This is a genomic window from Acinetobacter sp. IK40 (assembly GCF_035615075.1).
Taxonomy (GTDB): Bacteria; Pseudomonadota; Gammaproteobacteria; order Pseudomonadales; family Moraxellaceae; genus Acinetobacter; species Acinetobacter courvalinii.
In genome coordinates, this window is record NZ_JANBOE010000005.1 from 235,900 (window position 1) to 254,080 (window position 18,181).

Sequence of the window (18,181 nt, forward strand, 5' to 3'; positions counted from 1 at the left end):
ATGCCATAATGACTAGACAAGTATTTTGCCGCAAATATAAACAAGAGCTTGAAGGCTTGGACTTCGCACCGTTTCCGGGTGCAAAAGGTCAGGAATTGTTTGAAACCGTTTCAAAGCAGGCATGGCAGGAATGGTTAAAACACCAGACCACGCTGATTAATGAAAAACGTCTGAATGTGTTTGAACCGGATGCGAAGAAGTTTCTGGAAGAACAACGTGAGAAGTTCTTCAATAACGATGAAAGTGTAGAAAAAGCAGAGGGTTGGACTGAGCAAAAGTAAGTCATTTTGCCTGATCCTGCGATAAAAAGAGAGCTGTTTTTAGCTCTCTTTTTACGTGACATTTACATAAGTAATAAAGCCTTACAGAGTATACACAGTTGTCTACATGACTCCTCAGACGCCTGCGCTTATAGTTGTATTCAGAAAGACAAAGAGATACGTTGATATCTCACGTAACGCATGATATTTCTCTCCCAGACTTTTCCCCCGAAGTCTGGGATTTTTTTTATCTATATATCCTGAAAATGAAAAAACCGCCCATGATTGGACGGCTTAAAGTTATTTTATTTTTACATTTATTTCTGATGAACTTTCTGCTCGATTTCTTCAATGCTGGTATGACGCACATCCATACCTTTCGCCATATAAATCACTTGTTCTGAAATATTACGCGCATGATCGCCAATACGCTCTAATGAACGCAATACCCACATCACGTTAATGACACGTGAAATATGACGCGGATCTTCAATCATATAAGTCATTAAAGTACGTGTCGCAGACTGATATTCACGGTCAATGTCGACATCGGCCATCACCACTTTCAAGGCCTGCTCCACATCTAAACGGGCAAATGCATCCAGCGCGTCATGAATCATGACACGTACCTGATTACCAATATGCCGTGTTTCCATATAACCACGTGGTGACTCACCCTCTTCACACAAGTTTTGTGCAATACGGGCAATCTTTGCCGCTTCATCACCAATACGTTCTAAATCGGTATTGGCCTTGCTCATGGCAATCACCATACGCAAGTCGATCGCTGCAGGATGACGGCGAGCAAGAATCAGGGTTAAACCTTCATCAATATCACGCTCAAACTGATTCACCGCATTGTCTTTAAATTGCACATCAATGGCTAAATTCGCATCTGTGTCTAATAAAGCATGAATTGAGTTGGCAACTTGTTGCTCCACCAATCCACCCATGGTCATAAACTTGGTATGCACATCTTGCAAGTCTTCATTAAATTGTGAAGAAATATGATGACTTAACACAGGATTGCTTGGGCTCACAGTATGCCTCCACTAGACACATGGAAAAAATGATTGGTGATTAGAACATAGAAATGATGAAAGTTTTATGACAATAGCATGGTTTTAGGCATTGTAAATTGGTGTGAATTGATACAACAAAAATTTTTAAATCTGGTAGTCTAAACACGTCGCTTGACGGAGCGCAGTTAACAAACTGCTGAGATTGTCTTAATCACAGAATTTAAAGACAAGTACCGTTGAACCTGATCAGGTTAACACCTGCGTAGGAATCAAGCCCAGCAAAAACTTAGCCTTTATTTATCATAGAGATAAATCCGCCATTGTTTTTGGTCGTGCTTGATTCGTTAATGCCATACATAAGGATCATGCCATGAACCAGTTAACGAATCTTTCCCCTGCTGATATTTCTGCTCAACATGAGCAAGACGCTAAAGATTTAACCCGTATCCTACCGGCTTCAAGAAAGGTGTATGTCCAAGGGTCTCGCCCAGACATCCAGGTGCCTTTCCGTGAAATCAGCTTAACCGAAACACCAACAGGTTTAGGCGGTGAACACAACCCACCTGTGATGGTCTATGACACCTCTGGCGTGTATACCGACCCCAATGTACAAATCGATTTAAATAAAGGTTTGCCACTGGTTCGCCAAGCTTGGATTGATGAACGTCAGGATACCGACATCCTTTCAGGCCTGAGCTCCGAGTTTGGGCAGGCCCGTCTAAAAGACATCCGTACTGCCGATATCCGCTTTGCCCATATTCAAAACCCACGTCGTGCCCAAGCAGGGAAAAATGTCACGCAAATGCACTATGCCAAGCAAGGCATAATTACCCCTGAAATGGAATATATCGCTATTCGTGAAAACCAGCGCCAGCGTGACGGCGTCGATATGCGTCAGCATGCCGGACAAAACTTCGGTGCGCAGAATTTAAAAGAAATTACCCCGGAATTTGTCCGTCAGGAAGTCGCAGCGGGGCGCGCGATTATCCCAGCCAATATCAATCATCCTGAATGCGAACCGATGATTATCGGACGTAACTTCTTGGTGAAAATCAATGCCAATATTGGCAACTCGGCGCTCGGTTCATCGATTGATGAAGAAGTGGCGAAAATGACGTGGGCCACCCGTTGGGGTGCCGACACGATCATGGACTTATCGACAGGTAAGAACATTCATGAAACCCGTGAGTGGATTATCCGTAATTCACCGGTACCTATCGGTACGGTACCGATCTATCAAGCCCTGGAAAAAGTCGATGGTGTGGCTGAAGATTTAACCTGGGAAATCTTTAAAGACACTCTGATTGAACAAGCCGAACAAGGCGTAGACTATTTCACTATTCATGCAGGCGTATTACTGCGTTATGTCCCGATGACAGCGAATCGCCTCACTGGGATCGTGTCTCGTGGGGGCTCAATCATGGCGCAATGGTGCCTGGCGCATCATGAAGAAAACTTCTTATATACACATTTCGACGAAATTTGCGAAATCATGAAAGCCTATGACGTGTCATTCAGCTTAGGTGATGGTCTGCGCCCGGGTTGCGTACAGGATGCCAATGATGAAGCACAATTTAGCGAGCTGAAAACCCTAGGTGAACTGACCCATCGCGCTTGGGAGCATGATGTACAGGTGATGATTGAAGGTCCAGGCCATGTGCCAATGCACATGATCAAGGAAAATATGGACCTCCAGCTTGAGGTCTGTAAAGAAGCGCCATTCTATACCCTTGGACCACTCACCACCGATATCGCACCGGGCTATGATCATATTACCTCTGCAATTGGTGCAGCGATGATTGGCTGGTATGGAACGGCAATGCTGTGCTATGTGACGCCAAAAGAACATCTGGGCTTACCGAATAAGAAAGATGTTAAAGATGGCATCATCACCTATAAGATTGCAGCCCATGCGGCAGATCTGGCCAAAGGTCATCCGGGTGCTCAGGTTCGTGACAATGCCTTATCAAAAGCGCGTTTTGAATTCCGTTGGGATGATCAGTTCAATTTAAGTCTGGACCCGGATACGGCACGCAGTATGCACGATGAAACACTGCCAAAAGAAGCGCATAAATCAGCGCACTTCTGTTCTATGTGCGGTCCAAAATTCTGTTCCATGAAAATCACCCAAAATGTGCGAGATTATGCGCAAAATCAACACAATGCCAAGCAGTCAAATGATGCGGAAACAGAAGTTGAAGCAGGTCTCAATGCCATGAAAACCGCCTATCAGGAACATGGTCAAAAATTGTACCATAAAGTGTAAATCGACTAAAAAAAGATTTTCCTGCGAATCATTCTCGGTTAGGATGAGATATGTACAATCTCATCCTGATTGAAGATGACTATTCTTGACCACGCCAGCTATTCAGCCACCGACGTTACGATAGAATCTCGACAAACATTGTTTCGAGGGTTCATACAAGTTGAGAAAGTGAGCTTAAAACACCGGTTATTTCACCGGAAAGATTACTCGCCTCTCATTCAACGTGAACTGGTTCATCGTCCTGAAGCCGCTGGCGTTTTGCTCTATAGCGATCAGCAACAACGCTTTGCACTGATTGAACAGTTTCGTGTCGGGGCCGTCAATGATCCGGTTTCAGCTTGGCAACTTGAAATTATTGCCGGTGTGCTGGATGGAGACGAATCTCCAGAAAGTTGTATCCGCCGTGAAAGCATGGAAGAGTCCGGGTGCGAGATCACTGAATTAAAACATTTATTTAGCTTCTACCCTTCTGCTGGGGCCTGCTCTGAATTTTTTCATTTATATGTGGCAGAGGTTCAGCTTCCAGAACATGGGGGCGTTTTTGGGATGCCAGATGAAGGTGAAAATATTCAACTGCATCTGTTTGATTATTCCCAGCTAGAAGCATTATTTCAAAACGGGCGGTTGAGAAATGCACCTGTGATCATGGCATTACAGTGGCTGGCTCAGCATATACAACAAAGATAAGAAATCTGAAGGGGCTAACGACGGTGACTTTCCAGGTCTCATCATTATCACAGCAAGATTTTGTGATGATACAGATTACCGATACACATTTATTAGAGTATCCCCACCTCGAATTTGTCGGCATGCAACCCGAGCAAAGTTTTCATGCGGTCATCGACTTGATGCGCCAGCAGCATCCGCATATCGATCTGATCATCCATACCGGTGATCTGGCCCAGTCGCCGACACCTTTAACCTATAAACGCTATGTACAACACATGCAAAGCTTGGGGATTCCTTTTTTTCATACTCCCGGTAATCATGATGATGTCACGCATTTCCCCTTTCATGAGCAAGATCCAACCCAACCGACCGTGGTCGAGTTAGGCCAATGGAGCGTGATCTTATTGAATAGCGCCCAACCTGAGCGTATTGATGGCAAAATTAGCGATATCCAGTTACAGCACTTAACCCGATTATTGACTCAATTACATGATCGTCATGTGATTATTGCCTGTCACCACCACCCTTTTGCCATGCAGTCCGCCTGGATCGATCAGCATAAGTTAAAAAACTCATCTGACCTGCTCGATACCATCAAGCCGTTTTCCAATGTCAAGGCGATTATCTGCGGGCATGTGCATCAGGATTCAGTCAATACCTGGCAAGGCGTTGAGTTCTTGTCCACCCCATCGACCTGTATTCAGTTCAGACCCAAAAGCGAAAAATTCGCGCTGGATGAGGAACACCCAGGCTACCGTTTAATCCGCCTGAAAGCCAATGGAGAACTGGAAACACAAGTCTATCGGCTACCCACTTCGCAGCGCATGAGTAGTTCTGAAGTTTTGGGATATGATTAGGCAATGGGCCAAGGGAATCGCTTTTGTCTGCATTTCATACCTTGTTTATGGCGTTTTAGCCGATAACACCATGTATGGTTGAAATAGCAGCAGTTCCTAAAACTTTTGATTACAAATTACATTGACGAATTCACACAAAATCTGGACGGGAATGACTACCATCTTGTCCAAAAACTCTATATGATGTCGACCCTTGATGGAAAAAACCATCGTAGGTTTCTATAAAAACACTTGCATATCACCATATTTTTTGCGTATAGATAGTACGTGTAAGATGAGGAATGCCCTATATGGCGAATGACAACCAAAATCAAGTCTTGGACGAACAGACCGAAGTGATCGACGATCAGAAAGCGGTGAAGCGCGTACGTAAAACCAAACCGAAAGCTTCAGAAGGTGGTACAACCGCGAGCTTATTTGGTATTGCGCCGTATCAGCCGAAGAAAAATGAAGAATACATGTCTGAAGGACAACTTGTGCATTTCCGCCAAATTTTAAATGCATGGAAAGCTGAGTTAATGTCTGAAGTTGATCGTACCTTGAATACCATGCAAGACGAATCAAGTGCTCTTCCTGATGTCAATGACCGGGCAACGCAAGAAGAAGAATTTGCGATTGAACTACGTACACGTGACCGTGAACGCAAACTCATTCGTAAAATTGAACAGTCGATTGAAGCGATTCAAAACGAAGACTATGGCTTCTGCGAAACCTGTGGTATCGAAATTGGCTTACGTCGTCTAGAAGCTCGCCCAACTGCGACTTTATGTATCGATTGCAAAACTTTGGCTGAAATCAAAGAAAAGCAAAACAACGGTTAAACCATGCTTGAACATACTGCGGAACAGCAAGCAGCTGTTTCGCCAGAATGCTTCCAACAGCAACCAGATTGCTGTCGCTACGTGGGTCGGTTTGCGCCATCGCCAACCGGCCCATTGCATTTTGGCTCGCTGCTCACTGCAGTGGCCAGTTATTGTGATGCCAAAGCCAATCATGGCAAATGGCTAGTCCGTATTGAAGATACTGACATTCCCCGCATTTATCCCCATAGCGAAACACACATCCTCTCCTGCATTGATGCCTTCCAGTTTGAACCGGATGCCGAGATTATTTTCCAGAAAGACCGTTTAGATCTTTATGAGCAGGTGCTTGAACAACTCAAGCAATCAGAAGCCATTTACGCTTGCCAATGCACACGCAAGATGTTGGGTTCCAATCACATCTATGCAGGTACCTGTCGCAATCTGAATCTGGATTTTGCCCATCAGGCGATTCGTCTAAAAGTCACGGATCAACTGATTTGCTTTCAGGACCGCTTACAAGGCCAACAATGTTCTAACTTGCAAAATGAGTTAGGCGATTTTGTCTTGAAGCGTCGTGATGGCATTATCAGCTATCAACTGGCGGTGGTGGTCGATGATGATCGACAAGGCATTACCCATGTGGTTCGCGGTGCAGATTTACTCGATAATACTGCCCGACAAATCTGGCTAGGATCGTTATTAAATTATCCCACCCTAAATTATATGCACCTACCGCTGGCGATGAATGATCAGGGGCAAAAACTGTCTAAACAGAATCTGGCACAGGCCCTCGATATCAGCAAGGCACCCGAACTTCTGCAACAGGCAATTTTAGCTTTGGGGCAAGCTTCGGTTGAACTTGATCAGCCACGTATCATGCTACAACAGGCAGTACAGCAATGGGATGTTGAGTTGATCCCCAAAGGCATTCATTTAAGCGGTACTTATTTATAAGTCATAAAAAAGCCCTGTGTCATGACAGGGCTTTTTATTGGTTTGAATATGCTAGAAATTCGACTCTTCTTTCACAGGGTTCAGCTCTTGCGTCGATGCATCAATTTTCAGAATTAAGCTAATCATTGCCGCACACATCATCAACGAGGTACCACCATAACTAATGAAAGGTAAGGTCAGACCTTTGGTTGGCATGAGACCCATGTTCATCCCGGCATTAACCAGAATCTGCATCAGGAAGATGATACTGATGCCATAAGCCAGATAGCCTGCACGCAGATAATTGTGCTGCAAGGCACGATGACCGATACGGATACAGCATGCCAGCATGGTAAATGACAGGATCATCACCACAGACACACCAAAGAAACCGAATTCTTCGCCTAATACTGCCAACATAAAGTCGGTATGTGCTTCAGGTAAATAAGACAGCTTCTGCACACTATGCCCCAAGCCCGTACCAAACCACTCACCACGACCAAAGGCCATCAAGGCATTCGAGAGCTGATAACCAACGCCCAATGGATCTGCCCAAGGGTTGGTAAAGGAAATCAGGCGCTGGAAGCGGAATGGCTCGAAGATAATCAGCGCACTGACACCCGCAAAGATCGCACCCAACATAATCAGGAACTGAGTCGCTGGTGCACCTGCCAAGAAGAACACACCGACCATCATCAAGACAATCACGACGGTTGCACCCAAGTCAGGCTCAGCGACGATAAAGCCCACGGTTAAGGCCATTACACCACTTAAACGCAATAGCCCTTTCCAATGCGTTCGTACTTCCTTGGCACGGCGTACCACATAATCCGCAGTGAAAATCGCCATGACAATCTTGGCAATTTCGGTTGGCTGCAAGGTAAAGCCGCCAATCTTGATCCAGCGATGCGCACCGTTCACTTCAGAACCCACCACCAGTACCGCCAAGAGCAGAACGATGGTAATGAGCCACAAAGGAAAGGCATTCTGAAACCACAGATTCAAGGAAACCCGATAGGTTAAAAATGCCACCACGGCAGCAACCACAATCGAAATGCCGTGACGAATGAGAAAGTAAAAAGGACTCTCATGGATATATTCCGCATAGGGCATCGACGCCGATGCGACCATGATCGAACCGAAACATAGCAGCGAAATCACACAAAAGATCAAGATATTGCGTGCTGTCATTTCTGCAGGTAGCTTAGGTAAACGATTTAGCAATTGCGAAATCTTCTGTACCGTATTTTGGGCCAAGTCAGCCATAGTTCTGTTCCTAGGTCTTATTTTTCATTCAAGGCATGCACACATACCACGAATTGATGTCCGCGATCATTATAGCTTTTAAACATATCAAAGCTGGCACAAGCCGGTGAAAGTAATACCACATCTTCTGCCTGAGTCGCTTTTTGTGCCATTGCCACTGCCTCTTTCAGACTGGCAGCATGCTGAATCACGGTTGTACCTTGAATTGCCTGTTCAATCACTGCTGCATCTTCACCAATCAGAATCGCAGTCTTGACGTATTTTTGAATGGCATCGCGTAACGGCTTGAAGTCCTGTCCTTTACCTTGACCACCCAAAATCAATGCCAGTTTGCCATTTTTTACTTCAATGGCTGCACCCAGACCATCAATCGCAGCAAGGGTCGCACCGACATTGGTACCTTTCGAATCATTGTAATAACGTACGCCGTCAATGCTTTGAACGTACTCACAACGATGTTCCAGACCTTTAAAATACTTTAAGCTTTCTAACATCGAAGCCATCGGTAAACCGATCGCCTCCCCCAGTGCCAAACAGGCCAACGCATTGGCAACGTTATGCATGCCTTGAATATACATTTCCGAGGTTTTCAGCAAACGTTCTCTGCCACGGGCCAGCCACATGCTGCCATCCGCATCACGTAACACACCATATTGATTTAAATCAGGTGCATTCAGGCCAAAGCTCTGCATCGGAGTCACATCAGGCACCAAAGGACGACTCAGATTATCGTCACGGTTATACACCACTTTTTTCACACCTTGGAAAATGCGATGTTTGGCCTTATGATAACCCAGCATATCGCCATGACGGTCGAGATGATCTTCGCTCATATTCAACACCACAGCCACTTCTGCATTCAGGTGTGATGTGGTTTCAAGCTGGAAGCTCGATAGCTCCAAAATGATTAATTCAGGTTGATCTTTAAGTAAATCCAATGCAGGGCGGCCCAGATTTCCACCGACAGCAACTTTCTTGCCTGCATCTGCAGCCATCAATCCGATTAAGGTGGTGACAGTACTTTTCGCATTTGATCCTGTAATCGCAACAATCGGCACATCTGTAGCACGGCGTAATAACTGAATATCCCCCACCACTGCAATGCCTTTTTCCATTGCTTGCTGAATTTCTGGAAGTTGCGGTGCCAGCCCCGGACTCAGAATAATCTCTTCTGCTTGTAATAAAAGATCCGTATCCAGTTGACCAAAGCTGGTCCGCACACCTGCTGGAATCTGGTCATGTCCTGGCGGGGTTGCACGCGAGTCTGTGACTGCAACCTGGTAGCCCTGTTCGTGTAAAAAATTAACCGCGGATACACCGGAAATTCCCAAGCCAGCTACAACTTTTAATCCACCGCGCTGTATTAACATTTTTGCCCCATTTTTCGCAGATCACAGAATGGCAAAAATGTTAGCACTTTACTGTTTTAAATGCTTTTTCAGTTTTGGTTTTATTCAATCTTTTTTGTGTCAGTGCGTAAAAGCTTAAGCAGGTATAAAAAAGCCAATCCCCAATAAAGCCAAGATCACGGCCCCTAACCAATCTACAGATTTAAATGCATAAGCTTTGATTTTAAGATCAATGAATTCTGGTCTTAGCCATAGGTAAATCAAGATTAAACATGAAATAAGCCAGGAGAGAGTTTCTTTATAAATATTCAGACCTTTAAACAAAGCAGAAAGATAAAGCAAGGTCACCACCAGGATAAAGCCCAATAAAATCAATTTATGTTTAGGGCTTAATAGTTGTTTTTTACTGATTTGAGTCTGATTCATTTTTTTCTTGTTTCCAAAAAAATGCCCATCTTAGGATGGGCATTTTGAGTTTTATCAACGCCATTTCACAGTTTGCACGGACTCTGTTTTTTTGCTTTCAGCCTCATCGGTTGAACAGCCACAGCTTCCCCCACAACCCGCCACCATTTTAGGTTTTAACCATACGGCCAAACGCTGCCAGCCCATACGCTGACAGCTATTAGACAAGGCTAAGAATGCTGAACCTGCTGTTTGAGGAAATACCTTCTTAAAGACCACAACAGCACTCCACAGCACCAATACAGCAACAATCAAGTACTCAAACATAAGCTACTCCTTTTACCCCCAAATGCGTGATGCAATCTGGTAAGTGAAGAAAGACATTAAATAGGCCAGACCAAACAGGTAGGCCGTCATTATCGATACATGTTTCCATGAACCTGTTTCACGGCGTACCGTTGCCAAGGTCGCTAAACAATGCGGCGCGTAAATGAACCACACCAATAACGACAAGCCTGTCGCCAATGACCAGCCCGTACCGTCCGCACTAATCAGATGCGACAAGCCCTGTGCAATTGCATCATCATCCGCACCCGATAAGGCATATACCGTACCCAAAGCGGCAACCACAACTTCACGTGCCGCCATAGCCGGAATTAATGCAACCACGATCTGCCAGTTAAAGCCAACTGGTGCAAATATTGGCTGAAGCAGATGCCCTAACATTCCCGCAAAACTATAATCGATGTTAGGTAAAGTCGCCCCTTCTGGCGCTTGCGGGAAAGTACATAAGAACCAAAGTAAAATTGACAGGGCAAAGATAATGCCACCGACACGTTTTAAGAAGATCTTACCGCGATCCAGCAAGCCAATCCCGACACTGCGAATATCCGGAATACGGTAGCTTGGCAGCTCCAGTAACAATGCATGCTGTGATTTATCTTTCTGCAAAAATTTCATCACGATTGCCACACAGAGCGCACTGACAATACCCGACATGTACAGGCCAAATAACACCAGACCTTGCAGGTTGAAAATGCCCCATACCGTTTGACTTGGAATAAAGGCAGCAATCAATAAGGCATAGACCGGTAAACGTGCCGAACAGGTCATCAATGGCGCAACCATAATCGTGGTAAAGCGATCACGCGGGTCACTGATACTCCGCGTGGCCATGATGCCAGGCACCGCACAGGCAAAGCTTGACAGCAATGGAATAAAGGCACGACCACTTAGGCCTGCTTTAAACATCAATTTATCCAGCAAGAAGGCGGCTCGCGGTAAATAGCCCGATTCTTCCAACACTAAAATAAAGAAGAATAGAATCAAGATTTGTGGCAAGAACACCACCACACTACCCGCACCCGCGATAATCCCGTCAACCACCAAACTATGCAGCAAAGGCTGGGAGATATGCTCGCCTAATGCTTCACCGAACCAGGCAAAGAATTCTTCAATGCCATCCATAAACGGCGCCGCCCAGGCAAACACGGCCTGAAAGACAATGAACATCATGATTGCAAGGCTAACTAAGCCAAGAACCGGATGTAAGAAAATTTTGTCGAGGAAATCGGTACGCTTGTCTTCCTGATCAACAAAGTTCACCACATCCTTGAAAATCATATCGATTTTCTGATGGTGAGTCCCGGTCAAGCCACTTAATTCGGTCTGTGGAACAGAATATTTTTCTTGATCTAAGGCATGTAATAGGTTTTCGATACCAGCGTTACGCACCGCCACGGTTTCCACAACTGGTACACCTAAACGCTGTGAAAGTTTCTGGGTATTGATCTGGATACCACGACGGCGTGCTTCATCCATCATGTTCAATACAACCAGAATCGGACGACCCAGTTCAATCACTTCCAGCACGAGACCCAAATGCAGCTTTAAGTTTGTGGCATCGACCACGCACAGGAAGGCATCTTGCTGGCCTTCTTCAGCGATTTTGCCCTGACAGACGTCACGGGTAATTTCTTCATCTGGACTGGTGGCTTGTAAACTATAAGTCCCAGGCAAATCCAGCACACGCACGGACTTTCCAGAAGGAAGCTGAAAATGTCCAACTTTACGTTCAACCGTCACGCCCGCATAGTTGGCAACTTTTTGGCGCGTTCCAGTTAAATGATTAAATAAAGATGTCTTACCGCAGTTTGGATTTCCCACAAGGGCAACACGTAACGCATCACTCATGCAGGTGCTCCTTCAAGTTGAATTTCAATTTTATCAGCTTCCGCCTTTCGTAACGCAAAACGCGTAAAACCGAGCTGGATTAGAATCGGATCACCGCCAAAAATACCTTTAGTAATCACTTGCACTTGTGTACCAGGCACAAAGCCTAAACTTTCTAAACGAACCGCAACTAAATCTGGCTGTTGTGTCTCATCGACCAAGCGATCCACTTTCGTGATCACCGCTATCTGCTTGACTTTTAATGCTGACAATCGCACCGCTCTAACCCTTTACGCTCTTTATTATAGTATACAAGCAAATGAGAATAATTACCAAAAACAATCTCAATGGCATTTACCCTTTTGACAGTTCGACAACAATTCATTTTTCTTTTACAGTGCAAACACGAAGGTTCAGCAAGTCCATTATGTTAAATAAAAAACCACGTATCCCAGCCGCCATTAATATTCCGGAACATCTCGGATTTTTACAGGGTTTTCGTGATTATTTAGTCGCTCAAACAGTGAGCCCGCATACCCGTAATGCCTATTTATCGGACCTGATCCAATGTAGTGAATTGCATCGAACTGCCACCCTACCCGAATGGTCGAGTGACGATATTGCAGATGTGCTGATTGCGCTGACCAAGGCTGGAAAAAGTCCCCGTTCAATTGCCCGCTGCCTTTCTGCCTTAAGGCAATTTTATAAATTTTTACGCGAACAAAAACTCCGGGACGACAATCCCGTTGCGACACATCATTCTCCTAAGATTGGACGGGCCTTACCTAAAGATCTGTCTGAACAAGATGTTGAAGCATTGATCAATGCACCTGATACCAGCACTGCACTAGGCCTACGCGACCGTGCCATGTTCGAAGTGCTGTATGCCTGTGGATTGCGCGTATCAGAATTACTCAACCTGAAACTTGAACTGATCAATTTAAAACAAGGCTACTTACGGATTACCGGTAAAGGCAATAAAGAACGTCTGGTGCCTTTGGGGCAATTCGCCTGTGACTGGATTGAAAAATATTTGCTGGAATCACGCCCGCAACTGTATAAAAGCAGCACCGATTATTTATTTCTGACCCAGCACGGCGGCATCATGAGTCGTCAGAATTTCTGGTACGCGATTAAACGTTATGCCTTGCAGGCCAATATTCAGGCCGAATTATCACCGCATACCTTACGCCATGCCTTCGCCACCCATTTACTCAATCATGGCGCAGACCTGCGCGTGGTACAGATGTTATTGGGGCATAGCGATCTTTCTACCACGCAAATTTATACCCATGTCGCTCAACATCGTATGCAAGAGTTACATGGCAAATACCACCCACGCGGTTAAAACCACCGTCTGTCCTGAATAGGTCTTAAACTTGGTCTCGTTCACACAGCATCAGCAAGATTTAACGAAGTGATTGTTTTTTTTTGGTATGCTAAAGCCCTTAAAACGTACAAAAAGGTTCTATATGTTGTTTACTCGGTCTCAGCTTGTAATTGCTTGTACATTAGCATCAACATTATTCGTCAGTGCTTGCTCAAAAGAAAATTCAGCACAAAAACAAGATGCACTCACGGCAAGTGCACCTGCGACAGGTGAAGCTTCAACCTTAAATGAACGTAATGCACAGCAGCGTTTAGTCTCTACATTAGAAAAACATTTCAAGACAGCCAACATCAATGCCAAAATTCTTGCCGTCAAGAAAACTGAAGTACCCAACCTGTACTGGGTAAGTCTGGAAGGAATGGGTTCGGTCTATGCCACCGCTGATGGCCAATACATTATTCAGGGTGATGTGGTGCGTTTAGGTGACAAGCAACTGCACAATGTCAGTGATGCATTACAGGCCACCGAAAATAAAAAGCATTTGGCTTCCCTCAAGACTGAAGACTTGATCGTTTATCCGGCACAAGGCGGTAAAGCCAAACATGTGATTTATGTGTTCACCGATTCAAGCTGTCCGTACTGCCATAAATTGCATGAACACTTGGCTGAAATTAATGCCAAAGGTATTGAAGTGCGTTATATCGCATGGCCACGTGGCGAACAATTCATGCCAACCATGCAGGCCATCTGGTGCAGTAAAGACCGTAAGGCTGCATTTGAGCAAGCAACTCAAGGTCAGCCTGTGACTGCTGCAGAATGTAAGAACCCGGTTCGTGATCAATACCAACTGGGTCTAAACATGGGTGTAAATGGCACGCCAGCGATTTATAACGTTGAAGGAGAATATTTAGGTGGTTACATGACCCCTGAAGAAATTGTTCAACGCTTAAACAAATAAGGTAAATATTCCTTTTAAAATAACAAAGACCCGGGCGACAGATGAAAGATGATCTTAGCCCTAGTGTCTCCGCATTTTTTTAGCTATGATCAAGCTTCATTAAAATGATTGAATATAATGGAGTGTGACGTGAAACCAGTTCGTCTGGCGATACTCGGTCTTGGTACTGTAGGTGGTGGAGCCCTTAAATTACTACAAGAAAATGCTGCGGAAATTAAACGCCGTACCGGTCGAGAAATTCAAATTACACACGTAGGCACACGCCGTCCACGTCCAGATTTACAACTCGAAGGAATTAAACAAAGCGATGACTTGATGGAGATCGTACGTCAACCTGATGTTGATGTGGTGGTCGAAGTCATGGGTGGCATTCATCCTGCGTATGAAGTCATCATGGAAGCCATTAAACATGGCAAACAGGTAGTGACTGCCAATAAAGCATTACTGGCTGAGCATGGTAATGAGCTATTTAAGGCAGCAGAAGACAATGCGGTGCAAATTGCTTATGAAGCAGCGGTTGCAGGCGGGATTCCAATCATTAAAGTCATCCGTGAAGGTCTTGCAGCCAACCATATTGAATGGCTTGCTGGCATCATTAACGGTACAGGCAACTTCATTCTGACTGAAATGCGTGAAAAAGGTCGTGCTTTTGAAGATGTGTTAAAAGAAGCGCAAGAACTTGGTTATGCTGAGGCGGACCCAACCTTTGATGTTGAAGGCATTGATGCTGCACACAAACTCACCATTTTAGCTTCATGTGCATTTGGTATCCCGTTACAGTTCAATAAGGTCTATACCGAAGGCATCAGCAAAATCACCGCTCAGGACGTGAAATATGCAGAAGAACTTGGTTTCCGTATCAAGCACTTGGGTATTGCACGCCGTGCCGACAAAGGCATTGAGCTACGTGTGCATCCAACCCTGATCCCTGCGGAAGAATTGATTGCCAATGTCAATGGCGTGAAAAATGCCGTACTGGTGCAAGCCAATGCCGTTGGCCCGACTTTATATTACGGGGCTGGTGCTGGTGCTGGTCCAACTGCTTCAGCTGTGGTTGCAGACGTGATTGATATCGTGCGTGATATTTCGTATACCGAAGATGGCGCTGGAACAATTCCTCAGCTGGCCTTTGAAGCACTCACCAATGTGCCAATCCTCAGCCGTGAAGAAATGACCACTGGTTATTACATTCGCCTCAATGCTGAAGACCAAACCGGTGTATTGGCAGATGTGACGACCATTCTGAGCCGTGCTGGTATCAGTATTGATGCCATCATGCAGCAATCGCGCTTAAAAGACCTGATTCCAATCGTGATTTTAACCGATCCGATAGTTGAATCTAAAATGGACGAAGCGCTTGCCCAAATTCAAGCATTACCTGCAATTCGTGGCGAAATCGTGAGAATTCGTTTAGAATCGCTCGATAGTTAATCAGTTTAAATCCCCTCACCCTTCTTCACTCAAGAATGGAACTGCTCTCTTTTGAAAGGGAGCCTGTTGAGCGGGATTTTTTCTCTACCTTATATTGGAACACCATCATGTCGAATGCCAATCGTTATACTGGTCTTGTAGATCGTTATCGTGACCGTTTACCTGTGTCTGCAACTACACGCGCAATTTCTTTAGGTGAAGGTAATACTCCACTGATTAAACTCGAGAACATTCCACGTATTATTGGCAAAAACGTCGAAATTTATGTGAAATACGAAGGTCTGAACCCAACCGGTTCATTTAAAGACCGTGGTATGACCATGGCGGTGACCAAAGCAGTTGAAGAAGGCTCTAAAGCGATTATCTGTGCCTCTACCGGTAATACTTCAGCAGCAGCGGCAGCTTATGCAGCGCGTGCAGGCATTAAAGCATTCGTGTTGATCCCTGAAGGCAAAATTGCCATGGGTAAAATGGCGCAGGCAATGATGTACGGCGCGATCACCATGCAAATCCGCGGTAACTTCGATGATGGTATGCGTTTGGTCAAAGAAGTGGCTGATCAGGCACCTGTAACGATTGTCAACTCGATCAATCCGTATCGTTTGCAAGGTCAAAAAACCATTGCTTATGAAATCGTGGAGGCATTGGATCGTGCACCTGATTATCACTGCTTGCCTGTCGGTAACGCGGGGAACATCACCGCACACTGGATGGGTTATACCGAAGCTGTTGCCAACCAACCTGCAGATCAGTTCGAGCAAGTGATTTATGACGCGGCGACAGATCAGTTCACAGGTCCTAAACCAGAAGGCCTGCCAACTATGGTGGGTTACCAGGCTTCTGGCGCTGCACCATTCTTACGTGGTGCCCCTGTTGAAAACCCTGAAACAGTTGCAACTGCAATCCGTATCGGTAATCCACAAAGCTGGAACCATGCCAAAGCAGTGGTACGTGACTCTAAAGGCTGGTTCGATGAGCTTCAGGACAGCGAAATCCTGGAAGCGCAACGTTTACTTTCAATGTACGAAGGCGTATTTGTAGAACCTGCGTCTGCCGCTTCAATTGGCGGTGCAATCCGTGACATCAAGGCTGGTAAAATTGCTGAAGGTTCTGTGATCGTATGTACCGTGACAGGTAATGGCTTAAAAGATCCTGATACGGCAATCAAGCAATGTGCTGATGCCGTGATGTTGTCCATCGATGCAACCATGGATCAGGTTAAAGACTCTATTCTTTCAAATATGTAAGCATCAAGTCTGAAATAAAAAAACCAGTTGCCCGCAACTGGTTTTTTTATGGGTTCACTTAAAATCAGTCATTTCTAGCCATAAAAAAAACGCTTCCTGATGAAGCGTTTTTTACATCAACCGACATTAAACACGTTTTGGTAAACTGCTTAACCAGGTTAATAAATTGGTTGCATCGCTATTGCGTGCTTGTGAACTTGGTGCACCCAATAACACGACCACAGCGGGACGTGAATTCACCGTCGTATGCATTACCACACAACGACCGGCTTCATTGATATAACCCGTTTTTGACAGGTTAATGTTCCAGCCACCATTACGGACTAAAGCATTGGTATTGTTCGACTTGAGTACACGGTAACCAAGGTTGAAGTCATAGGTTGGTGTGGTTGAGAATTGGCGGATAAGACCGTATTGCGAAGCGGTACTTACCAGAATGCCTAAATCACGTGCGGAAGAGACATTATGCGGATCAAGCCCGGTTGACTCAGCATAACGTGTCGAAGTCATGCCCAATTGCCTCGCTTTGGCGTTCATCGCTGCAATAAATGCAGGACGACCACCTGGATAAGTACGTGCCAATGCCGCCGCCGCTGGATTTTCAGACTTCATCAAGGCAAACAACAATGCTTCAGCACGGTTCATCTTATCGCCAGCACGTAAGGTTGAGCTTGAGTTTTTACCGCCTGCACCCGCGAAATCAATCGACTCAAGGGTAATCTCTTCCGACATGTTTAAGCGCGCATCAGCAGTCACCACCGCAGTCATCAATTTGGTAATTGAAGCAATCGGAACCGACATGTTACTGTTTTTGCTGTACAGCACCTCACCTGTTTGTGCATCCATGACCAGCGCAGCACGTGCATTCACTGATGGCTGGCTGCTATAGCCAAACGTATCGCGAATCTGTGTCGATTGCTGCGGAGCACTTGAGGATGAAATTGAAGCTGAACCACCGTTACGTAATGTTGTGGTCACAGAGGTTGAACCTTGAGGACCAATCTCTAAGGGTTCATCATCTTCCATTAACTGGCTCGCATCACTTGCTGACCAGTTTAAGGTTGCTGAACCACTCGCACGCGAAGCAGCTGGATTGTTATTCACAACCAGTTCAGCAAAACTTGTTGAACTCCACGCCAACAAGATAGACATGCTTAGAACATGCATGATAGATTTTTTAGAATTTTTCACGACACAATACTCAACTCAGGAC

Annotated in this window: 18 protein-coding genes and 1 riboswitch; of the genes, 10 read left to right on the plus strand and 8 right to left on the minus strand. The window is 45.3% G+C overall.

Annotation, left to right across the window (positions count from 1 at the left end):
• Positions 1-8 precede the first annotated feature (8 nt).
• The gene (locus MSG93_RS11035; RefSeq protein WP_005226361.1) at positions 9-281 is read left to right on the plus strand and encodes an oxidative damage protection protein; all 273 of its coding nucleotides are present in this window, start codon (positions 9-11) and stop codon (positions 279-281) included.
• Positions 282-577: 296 nt separating this feature from the next.
• On the opposite strand, the gene phoU is transcribed toward MSG93_RS11035, so the two are convergent.
• Positions 578-1,300, minus strand: coding sequence for a phosphate signaling complex protein PhoU (phoU, locus tag MSG93_RS11040; RefSeq protein ID WP_004773981.1), 723 nt, complete (start codon positions 1,298-1,300; stop codon positions 578-580).
• Between the two features lie 147 nt (positions 1,301-1,447).
• Positions 1,448-1,568: riboswitch (TPP riboswitch) on the plus strand.
• Positions 1,569-1,652: 84 nt separating this feature from the next.
• Here phoU and thiC point away from each other — a divergent pair.
• From thiC to gluQRS, 5 genes are all read left to right on the plus strand, one after another.
• Entirely contained in the window at positions 1,653-3,548 is a 1,896-nt protein-coding gene (gene thiC / locus MSG93_RS11045; protein ID WP_324621856.1) for a phosphomethylpyrimidine synthase ThiC, read from the plus strand.
• 75 nt (positions 3,549-3,623) lie between these two features.
• A complete protein-coding gene (locus MSG93_RS11050; protein WP_324621857.1) occupies positions 3,624-4,235 on the plus strand; it encodes an NUDIX domain-containing protein in 612 nt (203 codons plus the stop codon).
• Positions 4,236-4,258: 23 nt separating this feature from the next.
• A complete protein-coding gene (gene cpdA / locus MSG93_RS11055) occupies positions 4,259-5,074 on the plus strand; it encodes a 3',5'-cyclic-AMP phosphodiesterase (RefSeq protein WP_005226353.1) in 816 nt (271 codons plus the stop codon).
• Positions 5,075-5,364: 290 nt separating this feature from the next.
• Positions 5,365-5,895: an RNA polymerase-binding protein DksA gene (gene dksA, locus MSG93_RS11060; protein WP_005226351.1), complete on the plus strand. Its 531-nt coding sequence runs from the start codon at positions 5,365-5,367 to the stop codon at positions 5,893-5,895.
• A gap of 3 nt (positions 5,896-5,898) precedes the next feature.
• Positions 5,899-6,831, plus strand: coding sequence for a tRNA glutamyl-Q(34) synthetase GluQRS (gluQRS, locus tag MSG93_RS11065; protein WP_324621859.1), 933 nt, complete (start codon positions 5,899-5,901; stop codon positions 6,829-6,831).
• Between the two features lie 51 nt (positions 6,832-6,882).
• Here gluQRS and ftsW read toward each other — a convergent pair whose 3' ends face one another.
• The 6 genes from ftsW to MSG93_RS11095 all read right to left on the minus strand — a co-directional run bounded on the left by ftsW (position 6,883) and on the right by MSG93_RS11095 (position 12,280).
• Positions 6,883-8,076, minus strand: a complete 1,194-nt coding sequence (gene ftsW, locus MSG93_RS11070; protein ID WP_005226348.1) for a putative lipid II flippase FtsW — start codon at positions 8,074-8,076, stop codon at positions 6,883-6,885.
• A gap of 17 nt (positions 8,077-8,093) precedes the next feature.
• Positions 8,094-9,446, minus strand: coding sequence for a UDP-N-acetylmuramoyl-L-alanine--D-glutamate ligase (gene murD, locus MSG93_RS11075; protein ID WP_324621861.1), 1,353 nt, complete (start codon positions 9,444-9,446; stop codon positions 8,094-8,096).
• Positions 9,447-9,560: 114 nt separating this feature from the next.
• Positions 9,561-9,851: a hypothetical protein gene (locus MSG93_RS11080; protein ID WP_312050520.1), complete on the minus strand. Its 291-nt coding sequence runs from the start codon at positions 9,849-9,851 to the stop codon at positions 9,561-9,563.
• 54 nt (positions 9,852-9,905) lie between these two features.
• Positions 9,906-10,157, minus strand: a complete 252-nt coding sequence (locus tag MSG93_RS11085; protein WP_312050521.1) for a DUF6587 family protein — start codon at positions 10,155-10,157, stop codon at positions 9,906-9,908.
• A gap of 12 nt (positions 10,158-10,169) precedes the next feature.
• Complete coding sequence (gene feoB / locus MSG93_RS11090; protein ID WP_324621864.1) at positions 10,170-12,023, minus strand: ferrous iron transporter B; 1,854 nt, start codon at positions 12,021-12,023, stop codon at positions 10,170-10,172.
• Positions 12,020-12,280 carry a FeoA family protein gene (locus tag MSG93_RS11095; RefSeq protein ID WP_005226344.1) on the minus strand — a complete coding sequence of 87 codons (261 nt, stop codon included), beginning with the start codon at positions 12,278-12,280 and terminating at the stop codon, positions 12,020-12,022. The genes feoB and MSG93_RS11095 overlap by 4 nt, the downstream gene beginning before the upstream one ends.
• Positions 12,281-12,429: 149 nt before the next feature.
• On the opposite strand from MSG93_RS11095, the gene xerD reads away from it, so the two are divergent.
• The 4 genes from xerD to thrC all read left to right on the plus strand — a co-directional run bounded on the left by xerD (position 12,430) and on the right by thrC (position 16,968).
• Positions 12,430-13,350, plus strand: a complete 921-nt coding sequence (gene xerD, locus MSG93_RS11100) for a site-specific tyrosine recombinase XerD (RefSeq protein ID WP_262476380.1) — start codon at positions 12,430-12,432, stop codon at positions 13,348-13,350.
• Positions 13,351-13,474: 124 nt separating this feature from the next.
• Positions 13,475-14,290, plus strand: a complete 816-nt coding sequence (locus MSG93_RS11105) for a DsbC family protein (protein WP_005281034.1) — start codon at positions 13,475-13,477, stop codon at positions 14,288-14,290.
• Positions 14,291-14,419: 129 nt separating this feature from the next.
• Positions 14,420-15,721 carry a homoserine dehydrogenase gene (locus MSG93_RS11110; protein ID WP_004773963.1) on the plus strand — a complete coding sequence of 434 codons (1,302 nt, stop codon included), beginning with the start codon at positions 14,420-14,422 and terminating at the stop codon, positions 15,719-15,721.
• Between the two features lie 107 nt (positions 15,722-15,828).
• Complete coding sequence (thrC, locus tag MSG93_RS11115) at positions 15,829-16,968, plus strand: threonine synthase (RefSeq protein ID WP_324621868.1); 1,140 nt, start codon at positions 15,829-15,831, stop codon at positions 16,966-16,968.
• A gap of 126 nt (positions 16,969-17,094) precedes the next feature.
• Here thrC and pbpG read toward each other — a convergent pair whose 3' ends face one another.
• Positions 17,095-18,159 (minus strand): D-alanyl-D-alanine endopeptidase PBP7/8, encoded by a 1,065-nt coding sequence (pbpG, locus tag MSG93_RS11120; RefSeq protein ID WP_324621869.1) that lies wholly within the window; start codon positions 18,157-18,159, stop codon positions 17,095-17,097.
• Between the last annotated feature and the right edge of the window lie 22 nt (positions 18,160-18,181).

Coding starts and splice junctions, on each gene's coding strand:
- MSG93_RS11035 (WP_005226361.1), top strand. CDS start 9: ATGACTAGACAAGTATTTTGCCGCAAATATAAACAAGAGCTTGAAGGC.
- thiC (WP_324621856.1), top strand. CDS start 1,653: ATGAACCAGTTAACGAATCTTTCCCCTGCTGATATTTCTGCTCAACAT.
- MSG93_RS11050 (WP_324621857.1), top strand. CDS start 3,624: ATGACTATTCTTGACCACGCCAGCTATTCAGCCACCGACGTTACGATA.
- dksA (WP_005226351.1), top strand. CDS start 5,365: ATGGCGAATGACAACCAAAATCAAGTCTTGGACGAACAGACCGAAGTG.
- gluQRS (WP_324621859.1), top strand. CDS start 5,899: ATGCTTGAACATACTGCGGAACAGCAAGCAGCTGTTTCGCCAGAATGC.
- ftsW (WP_005226348.1), bottom strand. CDS start 8,076: ATGGCTGACTTGGCCCAAAATACGGTACAGAAGATTTCGCAATTGCTA.
- murD (WP_324621861.1), bottom strand. CDS start 9,446: ATGTTAATACAGCGCGGTGGATTAAAAGTTGTAGCTGGCTTGGGAATT.
- MSG93_RS11080 (WP_312050520.1), bottom strand. CDS start 9,851: ATGAATCAGACTCAAATCAGTAAAAAACAACTATTAAGCCCTAAACAT.
- MSG93_RS11085 (WP_312050521.1), bottom strand. CDS start 10,157: ATGTTTGAGTACTTGATTGTTGCTGTATTGGTGCTGTGGAGTGCTGTT.
- feoB (WP_324621864.1), bottom strand. CDS start 12,023: ATGAGTGATGCGTTACGTGTTGCCCTTGTGGGAAATCCAAACTGCGGT.
- xerD (WP_262476380.1), top strand. CDS start 12,430: ATGTTAAATAAAAAACCACGTATCCCAGCCGCCATTAATATTCCGGAA.
- MSG93_RS11105 (WP_005281034.1), top strand. CDS start 13,475: ATGTTGTTTACTCGGTCTCAGCTTGTAATTGCTTGTACATTAGCATCA.
- thrC (WP_324621868.1), top strand. CDS start 15,829: ATGTCGAATGCCAATCGTTATACTGGTCTTGTAGATCGTTATCGTGAC.